Here is a 12,330-nt window from a genome sequence, read left to right as displayed (position 1 = left end):
CGCTCACCCCTCGACGGCGGCGCGGGCCTCGTCGAGGGTCATCGGGTCGGCGTGGCTGGAGACGTACCAGTGGTAGCGGTCGTCGAGCAGCCGGCGGACCAGCGCCAGGTCGGGGCCGTCCCCGTCCTGGCGCAGGTGCACCGGCGGCGGGTAGAAGCAGTCGCCGAGCAGCATCACCGCCGAGTCGGGCACCAGCACCACGGTCGAGTCGGGGGCGTGCCGGCCGCCGACGTGGCGCAGCCGTACGCCGGTGGGCAGTTCCAGCTCATCGGTGAAGGTGCGGGTGGGCGGCAGCACCGCGAAGTCGTCCCAGGAGTCCATGGCCAGGGCGCGGGCCCGGAAGCTGGGGCCGAGTCGCGGCTCGGCACGGACCTGCTCGCGCAGGTAGCGGTGACTCCACGGGCGGGCCGCCTCGGCGCGCAGCAGTGGCTCCCCGGCGGCGTGACCGACGATTTCCACGCCCGGCCAGGCGCAGGCGCCCCAGACGTGGTCCCAGTGGTGGTGGGTGTAGACCAGCCAGCGCGGCTCCGGCAGCCCCGCCGCGACCAGGGCGGCCCGGATCTCCCGGGCGTGGCCCGGGCTGTGCCCGGCGTCGACCAGCACGCCGCCGCGCTCGTCGGTGATCAACGCCACGCTCGGCCGGATGGCCTCCGGGTCGGGATCGCCCGGGTAGAGCCAGACCTGTCCGGCGAGGTGGTGGAACGTGGGCTCGGCGATGGCTGGGTCCTTTCCCGATCGACCGGCGACTCTTCGGTCGGCAGGACCGATCGTAGGCGTTCGGTCCCCGGCCGATGGCCCCGCCGTCGGCGCTGACCGGCGGATACCTGCCCGCGCCGTCCCCTTTGCTCTGCTGCCGCCCCGGCAACAGCGGAGCGCTCCCAGTGTTGCCTCCGGGGCAGCAGAGCAAAGCGGGGGCGGCATCGAGGTCGGACATTGTCCGAAGTGCGGGGACGGTCGCCGATGATCGTCAGGCTTCGATGGGCTGGCCCGCTCGGCGCGACCCGGGGCGGCGTTGACCCGGCGCCGAGGGGTGTGGCAGCATTCGCCCCCTGACGGCAGTGAAGGAAGTCGGTGCGATTCCGGCGCGGTCCCGCCACTGTCACCGGGGAGCGATCCCCCCTCGCGAGTCACGGCCGTGTTCCTGCGGTTGGAAGGCCGGGGGAGAGCGTTGATCCGGAAGCCAGGATACTTCGGCCGTCGGAGCGACCCCAGGGCGTGGACACCCGAGGAGGACCCCGATGACGCGCAGCGTCCCCACCGTCGACGAGCTCCGTCGTACCCGTTCCGGGCGCGCTGACGCGCCCCTGCCCGGCCGCGCCGTCGCGCCGGCCGACCGCCCGGACACCCCGTCCGGCGCCCGCGCCCCGCGTTCCGCCGTTCACCGCTGACCGCCGCACCGTGCCGCCCACCGGTTCACCGCCGGTGATCCGCCCGGCGGCCCGCCGTACCCGCTGAACCGCGCCCGTCCCCTCGCCTCGCCCGACCGGCCCCGCGCCGGTCCGAGCGTCACTCTCCGGAGCCGTCCGTGCGCATCCTGCTGCTCTCCACCGCCGACACCGACCTGCTCGCCGCCCGCGCCAGCGGCGCCGACTACCGGCTGGCCAACCCCGCCCGGGTCGCCGCCGACGCCGTGCCGGCGCTGCTCGAGGGCGTCGACCTCGCCGTCGTACGGCTGCTCGGCGGCCGGCAGGCGTGGCCGGACGGGCTGGCCGCCGTGCTCGGCTCGGGCGTGCCCACGGTGGTGCTCGGCGGCGAGGCGGTGCCCGACGCGGAGCTGATGGGGGCCTCCACGGTGGCCTCCGGGGTGGCCACCCAGGCGTTGTCCTACCTGGTCGAGGGGGGTCCGGCGAACCTGGCCGAGCTGGCCCGGTTCCTCTCGGACACGGTGCTGCTCACCGGCGAGGGCTTCGACCCGCCCGCACCGACCCCGGCGTACGGGGTGCACGGCGACCGGGCCGCCGCGGTGTCGACGGCGGCCGGAGCGGCCACGGCGGCCCGCCCCACCGTCGGGATCGTCTTCTACCGGGCGCACGCCCTCGCCGGGAACACCGGCTTCGTCGACGTGCTCGCCGACGCGGTCGAGGCGGCCGGCGGCGACCCGCTGCCGATCTTCTGCGGCTCGCTGCGCGGGCTCACCCCCGGCGATGGGCCGCTGCCTCTCTTCGCCCGCTGCGACGCCCTGGTCGTCACCGTCCTCGCCGCCGGCGGCGCCGTCGCGGCGGACGCCGCCGGCGGGGGCGACGAGGACGCCTGGGACGTCGGCGCGCTCGCCGCCCTCGACGTGCCGATCGTGCAGGCGCTCTGCCTCACCAGCACCCGGGAGCAGTGGGCCGGCAGCGACGCCGGACTCTCCCCGTTGGACGCCGCGATGCAGGTGGCCATCCCCGAGTTCGACGGGCGGATCGTCAGCGTGCCGTTCTCGTTCAAGCGCATCGACGCCGACGGGCTCTCGGTCTACGCCGCCGATGCGGAGCGGGCCGCCCGGGTGGCCGGCATCGCCGTCCGCCAGGCCCGGCTGCGGCACGTGCCCAACGCCGACAAGCGCCTCGCCGTGGTGCTCAGCTCGTACCCGACCAAGCACGCCCGGGTCGGCAACGCGGTCGGTCTGGACACCCCCGCCTCGGCGGTACGACTGCTCGCCGCCCTCGCCGACGCCGGCTACCACCTCGGCGACGAGCCGGTCCCCACCGACGGGGACGCGCTGATCCACGCGCTGATCGCCGCCGGCGGGCACGACGTCGAATGGCTCACCCCCGAGCAGCTCGCCGCCGCCGAGGCGCGGGTACCCGGGCCGACCTACCGGCGCTGGTTCGCCCGGGTGCCGACGCCGCTGCGGGACCGGATGCGCACCCACTGGGGCGAGCCGCCCGGCGAGCTGTACGCCGACGGCGGCGACCTGGTCCTGGCCGGGCTGCGCTTCGGCAACGTGGTGCTGATGATCCAGCCGCCGCGCGGCTTCGGCGAGAACCCGATCGCCATCTACCACGACCCCGACCTGCCGCCCAGCCACCACTACCTGGCCGCGTACCGCTGGCTGGCCGCGCCGGTGGCCGACGGCGGCTTCGGCGCCGACGCGGTGGTGCACCTCGGCAAGCACGGCACGCTGGAATGGCTGCCCGGCAAGGGGCTCGGGCTCGCCGCCGACTGCGCCCCCGACGCCGTCCTGGGCGACCTGCCGCTGGTCTACCCGTTCATCGTCAACGATCCCGGCGAGGGCACCCAGGCCAAGCGCCGGGCGCACGCCGTCGTCGTCGACCACCTCGTCCCGCCGATGGCCCGCGCCGAGACGTACGGCGACCTGGCCAAACTCGAACAGCTCCTCGACGAGTACGCCACCGTCCAGGCGCTCGACCCGGCCAAGGTGCCGACCGTGCGGGCGCAGATCTGGGAGCTGGTCCGGGCCGCCGAGCTGCACCACGACCTGCACACCGCGGACATGCCGGCCGCCGACGACTTCGACGACTTCGTGCTGCACCTCGACGGATACCTCTGCGAGGTCAAGGACGTGCAGATCCGCGACGGGCTGCACATCCTCGCCGAGGCGCCCACCGGCGAGGCCCGGGTCAACCTCGTCCTCGCCGTGCTGCGCGCCCCCCAGGTCTGGGGCGGCACCCGCGCCCTGCCCGGCCTGCGGCAGGCGCTCGCCACCGCGTACGGGCTGGACGAGCAGGAGCTGCTCGCCGAGCCGGGACGGCGGATCGCCGTGCCGGAGCCGCTGACCGAGGCGGCGGACGGGCCGGCCGCCACCGCCGCCGACGCCGTCGACCTGGTCGAGGCCCTGGCCCGCCGGCTGGTCGTCGGCATGGAGACCCTCGGCTGGGACGCCGACAAGGTCGACGCGGTGGTCGAGGAGGTCACCGGCCGGGCGATCGGCGACGCCGCCCTCGTGCTGCGCTTCGCCGCCCGCGAGGTGGTGCCCCGGCTGGCCCGGACCACCGACGAGATCGACCGGGTGCTCGGCGCGCTCGACGGCCGGTTCGTGCCGCCCGGCCCCTCCGGCTCACCCACCCGCGGCCTCGTCAACGTGCTGCCCACCGGCCGCAACTTCTACTCCGTCGACCCCAAGGCCATCCCGTCGCGCAACGCCTGGGACGTCGGGGTGGCGCTGGCGGACTCGCTGCTCGCCCGGCACCTCGCCGACACCGGCGGGTACCCCCGCTCGGTCGGGCTCACCGTCTGGGGCACCAGCGCCATGCGTACCCAGGGTGACGACATCGCCGAGGTGCTGGCCCTGCTCGGCTGCCGGCCGACCTGGGACGACCGGTCGCGGCGGGTCACCGGCGTCGAGGTGGTGCCGCTGGCGGAGCTGGGCCGCCCCCGGGTGGACGTCACCGTCCGCATCTCCGGCTTCTTCCGCGACGCCTTCCCGCACGTCGTGGCGCTGCTCGACGACGCGGTACGCCGGGTCGCCGCCCTCGACGAGCCGGCCGGGGAGAACTTCGTCCGGGCCCACGTGGACGCCGACCTCGCCGAACACGGCGACGCCCGCCGGGCCACCGCCCGGATCTTCGGCTCCAAGCCGGGGGCGTACGGGGCGGGGCTGCTGCCGCTGATCGACGCCCGGAACTGGCGCACCGACGCCGACCTCGCCGAGGTGTACGCCGTCTGGGGCGGCTACGCCTACGGCCGGGACCTGGACGGGCGGGAGGCGCGCGCCGACATGGAACGGTCCTTCGCCCGCATCGCCGTCGCCGTCAAGAACCAGGACACCCGCGAACACGACATCGTGGACTCCGACGACTACTTCCAGTACCACGGCGGGATGGTGGCGATGGTCCGCCACCTCACCGGCGCCGCGCCGGCCGCGTACGTGGGCGACTCGGCGATGCCGCACGACGTACGCACCCGCACCCTCGGCGAGGAGACCCGGCGGGTGTTCCGGGCCCGGGTGGTCAACCCGAAGTGGATCGCCGCGATGCGCCGGCACGGCTACAAGGGGGCGTTCGAGCTGGCCGCCACCGTGGACTACCTGTTCGGCTACGACGCCACCGCCGGCGTCGTCGACGACTGGATGTACGAGCACCTGGCCGCCGCGTACGTCTTCGAGGAGACCACCCGGGAGTTCCTGGAGCAGTCCAACCCGTGGGCGCTGCGCGGCATCACCGAACGGCTGCTGGAGGCCGCCGACCGGGGCCTGTGGGCCGCGCCCGAACCGGCCACCCTCGACCGGCTCCGCGAGACGTACCTGGCCAGCGAGGGCGATCTGGAGGACCGGCAGTGAGCGCGAGGAGTGAGCCGGGTCTGCGAGCCCCGCAGTCGCGATCGCAGGAGGCGCAGTGAGCGCGAGGAGTGAGCCGGTCTTGCGAGCCCCGCAGTCGCGATCGGAGGAGGCGCAGTGAGTGCCTACCCGTTCAGCGCGGTGCTCGGCATGGACGACATGCGCCTGGCCCTGCTGCTCAACGCCGTCTCCCCGGCCATCGGCGGGGTGCTGGTGCGGGGCGAGAAGGGCACCGCCAAGTCCACCGCCGTGCGGGCCCTCGCGTCGCTGCTGCCCCCGGTCGACCGGGTCGCCGGCTGCCGCTTCGCCTGCGACCCGGCCGCCGCCGACCCCGCCTGCCCGGACGGGCCGCACCCGGCCGAGCCGGCGGCCGAGCGCCGCCCGGCCCGCCTGGTCGAACTGCCGGTCGGCGCCGCCGAGGACCGGGTGGTCGGCTCGCTCGACCTGGAGAAGGCCCTCGGCGAGGGGGTACGCGCCTTCGAGCCGGGCCTGCTCGCCGCCGCCCACCGCGGCGTGCTCTACGTCGACGAGGTGAACCTGCTCCACGACCACCTGGTCGATCTGCTGCTCGACGCCGCCGCGATGGGCCGCTGCCACGTCGAGCGGGAAGGCGTCTCGGTCAGCCATGCCGCCCGGTTCCTGCTGGTCGGCACGATGAACCCGGAGGAGGGGGAGCTGCGCCCGCAGCTGCTCGACCGGTTCGGGCTCACCGTCGCCGTGGGCGCCAGCCGCGACCCGGCCGTCCGCGTCGAGGTGGTCCGCCGCCGGCTCGCCGCCGACGCCAACCCGGTCGGGTTCGCCGCCCGGTGGGCCGACGCCGACGCCGAGATCGCCCGCCGGGTCGCCGCCGCCCGGCGGCGGCTGGACCGGGTACGGCTGCCCGACGCCGCGCTGCGCCAGATCGCCGAGGTGTGCGCCGCGTTCGACGTGGACGGGATGCGCGCCGACATCGTCACCGCCCGCACCGCGCTCGCGCACGCCGCCTGGCAGGGCCGGGACCGGGTGGGCGCCGAGGACGTCCGGGTCGCCGCCCGGCTCGCGCTGCCGCACCGCCGCCGCCGCGACCCGTTCGACAGCCCCGACCTGGACGAGAAGCGCTTGGACGAGGCGTTGCGGCGGGCTCAGGACGAGCACCCGGACGACGACCCGCCCGACGACGACCCGCCCGGCGGTCCCGGCCCCGACGACGGTCCAGACGGCCCCGTCGCGGGCGGGGGCGGGGGAGGCCAGCCGGCCGGCGGCCACGCCGACGACCACGGTCCCGGCGGTTCGGGCCCGGCAGAGCGCGGCGAACCCGGGTCGACCGAGACCGACGACGACGGACGCTCCGGCGAACGGAACGACCGCCCCGACCCGGCCGGCCGCAGTGACGGCGGCTGGCCGGCGGACGACGACCGGTGGCCGGACCGTACCGACGGCGGTCCCGACGGCGGTCTCGACGGCGGTCTCGACGGCGGCGGGCCGGACGACGGCCACGGCGACGCGGGAGAGGGCCGGAGCGCGGGCCGGCCGGCGAGCGGGGCGCAGCCGGTGGCCGTACCCCAGGGTGGGTTGCGGGCCCGGCTGCTCACCGCGCCCGGGATCGGGGACGGCGTGCCGGGCCGGCGCTCCCGGGCCCGGACCGGGCGCGGCCGGACCACCGGCGCGCGGGTGCCGGCCGGTCGGCCGGGGGCGCTGCACCTGCCGGCGACGCTGCGGGCCGCCGCCCCGCACCAGCCGGGCCGGGGCCGGCGCGGCGGCCCGCTGCTGCTGCGCCCCGACGACCTGCGTGAGGCGGTCCGGGAGGGACGCGAGGGCAACCTCGTGCTGTTCGTGGTCGACGCCAGCGGGTCGATGGGCGCCCGGCAGCGGATGTCCGCCGTCAAGGGCGCGGTGCTCGCCCTGCTCACCGACGCCTACCAGCGCCGGGACAAGGTCGCCGTGATCGCCTTCCGGGGCGCCGGCGCGCGTACCCTGCTGCCGGCCACCTCCTCGGTGCTGGCCGCCTCGACCCGGCTGGCCGAGCTGCCCACCGGCGGGCGCACCCCGCTGGCGGAGGGGCTGCTCGCCGCCGCCGAGCTGCTGCGGGTGGAGCGGCTGCGCGACCCGAAGCGCCGTCCGCTGGTGCTGGTCGTCACCGACGGGCGGGCCACCGCCGGGGACCGCCCGCTGGACCGGGCGGCCCGGGCCGCGGCGGTGCTCGCCGCCACCGGCGCGCCCAGCGTGGTCGTCGACTGCGAGTCCGGCCCGGTCCGGCTCGGCCTCGGCCGTCGCCTCGCCGCCCAGCTCGGCGCCGACCACCACCGCCTCGACGCGGTCGCCACCGATCCCCTCCTGAAGCTCGCCACCGGTCCGGCCTGCGGCTGCCGTGGCGGCACCCACCACGACTGCGCGACCGCGGCGGCCGCACCCGCCACCACGACGAGAAGGAGCGCCTGATGCCGCAGGGCAAACCGTCCACCGTGCCCGCCGACGGGCTGACCACCCGGCAGCGGCGCCACCGCCCGCTGCTGATCGTGCACACCGGACAGATGAAGGGCAAGTCCACCGCCGCGTTCGGGCTGGCGCTGCGCGCCTGGACCGCCGGACTGCCCATCGGGGTGTTCCAGTTCGTCAAGAGCGCCAAGTGGCGGGTCGGCGAGGAGAACGCCTTCCGCGCCCTCGGCGAGGTGCACGAGCGCACCGGCCAGGGCGCCCCGGTCGCCTGGCACAAGATGGGCGAGGGCTGGTCGTGGATCCAGCGCGGCGGCGAGGCCGACCACGCCGCCGACGCCCTGGAGGGCTGGCGACAGATCCAGCGCGACCTGGCCGCCGAACGCCATGGCCTGTACGTGCTCGACGAATTCACCTACCCGATGAAGTGGGGCTGGGTCGACGTCGACGAGGTCGTCGACACCCTCGCCACCCGCCCCGGCTTCCAGCACGTGGTGATCACCGGCCGGGACGCCGACCCGCGGCTGGTCGCCGCCGCCGACCTCGTCGCCGAGCTGACCAAGATCAAGCACCCGATGGACGCGGGCCAGAAGGGTCAGAAGGGCATCGAGTGGTGAGCCCGGACGCGCCGTGGCCGCTGCCCCGGCTGGTGGTGGCCGCCCCGGCCAGCGGGCACGGCAAGACCACCATTGCCACCGGCCTGCTCGCCGCGCTGCGCCGGCGCGGCCTGACCGTCAGCCCGCACAAGGTCGGCCCCGACTACATCGACCCCGGCTACCACGCCCTCGCCGCCGGCCGGCCCGGCCGCAACCTCGACCCCTGGCTGGTCGGCGAGGAGCGGATCGCGCCGCTCCTGCGGCACGGCGCGAGCGTCCCCACCCCCGCCGACGTGGCGGTCGTCGAGGGCGTGATGGGGCTGCACGACGGCGCGGTCGGCCGCCGGTCGTACGCCTCCACCGCGCACGTCGCCCGGCTGATCGCCGCGCCCGTGCTGCTGGTCCTCGACACCACCACGCAGGGCCGCTCGACCGCCGCGCTGGTGCTCGGCATGCGCGCCTTCGACCCCGGCGTGCGCATCGGCGGAGTGGTGCTCAACCGGGTCGGCTCGCCCCGGCACGAGACCCTGCTGCGCGACGCCCTCGCCGAGGTCGGCGTACCGGTGCTCGGGGCGGTCACCCGAGCCGCCGAGGTGACCGCCCCGTCGCGGCACCTCGGGCTGGTGCCGGTCGCCGAACGGGCCCCCGAGTCGCTCGCCGTCGTCGACGCCCTAGCCGAACTGGTCGAGTCCACCGTGGACCTCGACGCGGTGCTCGCCCTCGCCCGGACCGCGCCGCCGCTGACCGTCCCCGCCTGGGACCCGGCCAAGGCCGTCGGCGGCCCCGCCGGCCGGGACCGTCCGGTCGTCGCGGTGGCCGGCGGCCCGGCCTTCACCTTCTCGTACGCCGAGACCACCGAACTGCTCGCCGCGGCCGGCGCCACCGTGGTCCGCTTCGACCCGCTGCGGGACCCCGCCCTGCCCGCCGGCACCCGTGCCGTGGTCGTCGGCGGCGGCTTTCCCGAGGTGCACGTCGAGGCCCTCGCGGCCAACTCCGCGCTCCGCGCCGAACTGGCCGACTTCGACGGGCCGATCGTCGCCGAGTGCGCCGGCCTGCTCTACCTCGGGCGCTCCCTCGACGGGGTGCCGATGTGCGGGCGGCTGCCGCACGCCGCCCGGATGACCGGCACGCTCACCCTCGGCTACCGGGAGGCCGTGGCCGCCGCCGACTCCCCGCCGCACCGGGCCGGCGAGCCGGTCCGCGGCCACGAGTTCCACCGCACCGCCACCGACCCCGGCCACGGGGAGCGGGCGGCGTGGCGCTGGGACGGCGGCCGGCACGGCTTCGTCGACGGCCGGGTGCACGCCTCCTACCTGCACACCCACTGGGCGGCGCACCCGTCGGCCGCCCGCCGCCTGGTCGAGGCGGCCGCCCGGTGAGCGCGCCGACGCTGACCGGGGTGGGTGTCGGCCCCGGCGACCCCGAACTGCTCACCCTCAAGGCGGTGCGGGTGCTGCGCGAGGCCGACCTGGTGGTCGTACCGGTGATGGACCGGCTGGCCGCGGACGGCGACGCGCCCCCGGGCCGGGCCGAGACCACCGTGCTCGCGCACGTCGACGCGGACCGGCTGCGCCGGCTGCCGTTCGCCCTGGACGACCGGGGCGGGGTGACCGCCCGTCGGGAGCGGGCCTGGGACGCCGCCGCCCGGGCCGTGGTGGCCGCCCTCGACGGCGGCGCCGCCTCGATCGCCTTCGCCACCATCGGCGACCCGAACGTCTACTCCACCTTCGGCTACCTGGCGCAGAGCGTCCGGGCGCTGCGGCCGGCCGTCGAGGTGCGCACCGTGCCCGGGGTCACCGCCATGCAGGAGCTGGCCGCGCGCAGCGGCGTGCCGCTCTGCGAGGGCCGCGAACCGCTCACCCTGCTGCCGGCCACCGCCGGGCTGGCGCTCGTCTCCGACGCACTGGCCGGGCCGGGCACCGTCGTCGTCTACAAGGGCTGGCGGCGGCACCCCGAGCTGGTCGACGAGCTGCGCCGCCACGACCGGTTGCCGGACGCCGTGCTCGGCCGGTCGGTCGGCCTGCCCGGGGAGCGGATCGGGCCGGTCGACACCGCCGCCGACGACCTGCCGTACCTGTCGACACTGCTGGTCCCGGCGCGCCGGGATCGCCGGGGAGGAAAACTGTGACGAGCACCGGAAAGGTCTGGTTCGTCGGGGCCGGACCCGGCGCGGCCGACCTGCTCACCCTGCGCGCCGCCCGGGTGATCGGCGCCGCCGACGTGGTGATCTGGGCGGCCAGCCTGGTGCACGCCGACGTCCTCGCCCACGCCCGCGCCGACGCCGAGATCGTCGACTCCTCGCAGCTGCCCATCGAGGGGGTGCTGCCGCTGTACCGGCGGGCCGCCGCCGAGGGGCTGAGCGTGGCCCGGATCCACTCCGGCGACCCGGCGCTCTGGGGCGCGGTGCAGGAGCAGCTCGACCTTTGCCGGGCGCTCGACCTGGCCGTCGAGATCGTGCCCGGGGTGTCCTCGTTCACCGCCGTGGCGGCCATCGTCGGCCGGGAGCTGACCATCCCCGAGGTGGCCCAGTCGGTGATCCTCACCCGCCTCGAAGGCGGCAAGACGCCGATGCCGCCGGGGGAGCGGGTCCGCGACTTCGCCCGGCACGGCACCACCATGGCGCTGTTCCTCTCCGCCGCCCGCTCCGGGCAGGCGCAGGCCGAGCTGCTCGCCGGCGGCTACCCGGCGGACACCCCGGTCGTGGTGGCGTACCAGGCGACCTGGCCGGACGAGCTGGTGGTGCGCTGCGCGCTGGCCGACCTGGAGGCCACCGTCAAGGAGCACCGGCTCTGGAAGCACACCCTCTTCCTGGTCGGGCCCGCGCTCGCCGCCACCGGCACCCGCTCGCACCTCTACCACCCCGGGCACTTCCACACCTTCCGCCGGGCCGAGCCGGCCGCCCGCGCCGCGCTGCGCCGCGCCCGCGCCGCCGGGTCGGGGGACGGCACCCGGTGACGTACGCCGAGCCCCCGCTGCGTGAGCCGGACCTGCCGCGTACCGCGAAGGTCCGGCCCACCGCGCTGCGTACCGGCTGGACCACCGGCGCCTGCGCGACGGCGGCGGCCAAGGCAGCGGTGACCGCCCTGGTCACCGGCGTGCCGCAGCCGGAGGTGGAGATCGGGCTGCCCGGCGGCCGGCGGGTCAGCTTCCCGGTCGCCCGGTGCGACCTCACTCCGGCGCCCCAGGCGCGCGCCGAGGCGGTGGTGGTCAAGGACGCCGGCGACGACCCCGACGTCACCCACGGCGCGCACCTCACCGCCACCGTCGGCTGGCGCGCCGAGCCCGGCCTGGACCTCGCCGGCGGCCCCGGCGTCGGCACCGTCACCAAGCCGGGGCTCGGCCTCGCCGTCGGCGGCCCGGCGATCAACGAGACCCCGCGCCGGATGATCGGCCAGGCGGTGGCCGAGGTGGTCGACCTGACCGAGGTCGGCGTCCGGGTGGTGATCAGCGTGCCGGGCGGCGAGGTGATGGCCCGCAAGACCACCAACCGGCGGCTCGGCATCCTCGGCGGCATCTCGATTCTCGGCACCACCGGGATCGTCCGGCCCTTCTCCACCGCCTCCTGGCGGGCCAGCGTGGTGCAGGCGGTGCACGTGATGGCCGCCCAGGGCGAGTCCACCGTGGTGCTCTGCACCGGCGGGCGGACCGAGCGGGCCGCCCGGGACCTGCTGCCGGAGCTGCCCGAGGTGTGCTTCGTCGAGGTCGGCGACTTCACCGGCGCCGCGGTCACCGCCGCCGTCGGCGACGGAATGACCGGGGTGGTCTTCGTCGGGATGGCCGGCAAGCTGGCCAAGCTCGCCGCCGGCATCCTGATGACCCACTACACCCGCTCCAAGGTGGACCTGTCGCTGCTCGGCGCGGTCACCGCCGAGGCCGGCGGCGACGCCGACCTGGTCGCGGCGGTCACCGCGGCGAACACCGGGCGGCACGCGTACGAGCTGTGGGAGGCCGCCGGCCTGCTCGGTCCCGCCGGGGACCTGCTCTGCCACCGGGTCCGGCAGGTGCTGCTCCGCTTCGCCGAGCGGGCGGTCACCGTCGACGTGGCCATGGTCGACTTCGCCGGCTCCCGGGTCGTCGCCTCCTCGGGCCGGTGGGCGGCATGAG

8 protein-coding genes, 1 pseudogene and 1 riboswitch are annotated in these 12,330 nt (G+C 76.6%); of the genes and pseudogenes, 8 read left to right on the top strand and 1 reads right to left on the bottom strand.

The features are described 5' to 3' along the window. Nucleotides 1-3 precede the first annotated feature (3 nt). Nucleotides 4-633 (bottom strand): MBL fold metallo-hydrolase, encoded by a 630-nt coding sequence (locus tag ACTWM8_RS18195; protein ID WP_446210072.1) that lies wholly within the window; start codon nucleotides 631-633, stop codon nucleotides 4-6. Nucleotides 634-1,036: 403 nt separating this feature from the next. Further along, nucleotides 1,037-1,213: riboswitch (cobalamin riboswitch) on the top strand. A gap of 25 nt (nucleotides 1,214-1,238) precedes the next feature. Here ACTWM8_RS18195 and ACTWM8_RS18190 point away from each other — a divergent pair. From ACTWM8_RS18190 to ACTWM8_RS18155, 8 genes and pseudogenes are all read left to right on the top strand, one after another. Further along, nucleotides 1,239-1,388 (top strand): hypothetical protein, encoded by a 150-nt coding sequence (locus ACTWM8_RS18190; protein ID WP_170285271.1) that lies wholly within the window; start codon nucleotides 1,239-1,241, stop codon nucleotides 1,386-1,388. Between the two features lie 137 nt (nucleotides 1,389-1,525). Beyond that, nucleotides 1,526-5,221, top strand: coding sequence for a cobaltochelatase subunit CobN (gene cobN, locus ACTWM8_RS18185; protein WP_446210071.1), 3,696 nt, complete (start codon nucleotides 1,526-1,528; stop codon nucleotides 5,219-5,221). A 55-nt stretch (nucleotides 5,222-5,276) separates the two neighbouring features. After that, a pseudogene (locus ACTWM8_RS18180) lies at nucleotides 5,277-7,546 on the top strand (putative cobaltochelatase); the annotation flags it as partial. An 89-nt stretch (nucleotides 7,547-7,635) separates the two neighbouring features. After that, on the top strand, nucleotides 7,636-8,247 hold the full coding sequence (cobO, locus tag ACTWM8_RS18175) for a cob(I)yrinic acid a,c-diamide adenosyltransferase (protein ID WP_446210070.1): 612 nt from the start codon (nucleotides 7,636-7,638) through the stop codon (nucleotides 8,245-8,247). Continuing rightward, nucleotides 8,244-9,605 carry a cobyrinate a,c-diamide synthase gene (locus tag ACTWM8_RS18170; RefSeq protein WP_446210069.1) on the top strand — a complete coding sequence of 454 codons (1,362 nt, stop codon included), beginning with the start codon at nucleotides 8,244-8,246 and terminating at the stop codon, nucleotides 9,603-9,605. The genes cobO and ACTWM8_RS18170 overlap by 4 nt, the downstream gene beginning before the upstream one ends. Further along, complete coding sequence (gene cobI, locus ACTWM8_RS18165; RefSeq protein WP_446210068.1) at nucleotides 9,602-10,354, top strand: precorrin-2 C(20)-methyltransferase; 753 nt, start codon at nucleotides 9,602-9,604, stop codon at nucleotides 10,352-10,354. Before ACTWM8_RS18170 ends, cobI begins: the two co-directional genes overlap by 4 nt. After that, nucleotides 10,351-11,181 (top strand): precorrin-4 C(11)-methyltransferase, encoded by an 831-nt coding sequence (gene cobM, locus ACTWM8_RS18160; RefSeq protein ID WP_446210067.1) that lies wholly within the window; start codon nucleotides 10,351-10,353, stop codon nucleotides 11,179-11,181. The genes cobI and cobM overlap by 4 nt, the downstream gene beginning before the upstream one ends. Next, complete coding sequence (locus ACTWM8_RS18155) at nucleotides 11,178-12,329, top strand: cobalt-precorrin-5B (C(1))-methyltransferase (protein ID WP_446210066.1); 1,152 nt, start codon at nucleotides 11,178-11,180, stop codon at nucleotides 12,327-12,329. Before cobM ends, ACTWM8_RS18155 begins: the two co-directional genes overlap by 4 nt. Nucleotide 12,330: the final 1 nt, after the last annotated feature.

The sequence above is a fragment of the Micromonospora sp. IBSANI012 genome, assembly GCF_052814045.1.
This window is presented reverse-complemented; position numbering and strand designations above follow the sequence as displayed.

What these genes read in the sequence shown, in the direction of transcription:
- ACTWM8_RS18190 (WP_170285271.1), top strand. Translation starts at nt 1,239, where the DNA reads ATGACGCGCAGCGTCCCCACCGTCGACGAGCTCCGTCGTACCCGTTCC.
- cobO (WP_446210070.1), top strand. Translation starts at nt 7,636, where the DNA reads ATGCCGCAGGGCAAACCGTCCACCGTGCCCGCCGACGGGCTGACCACC.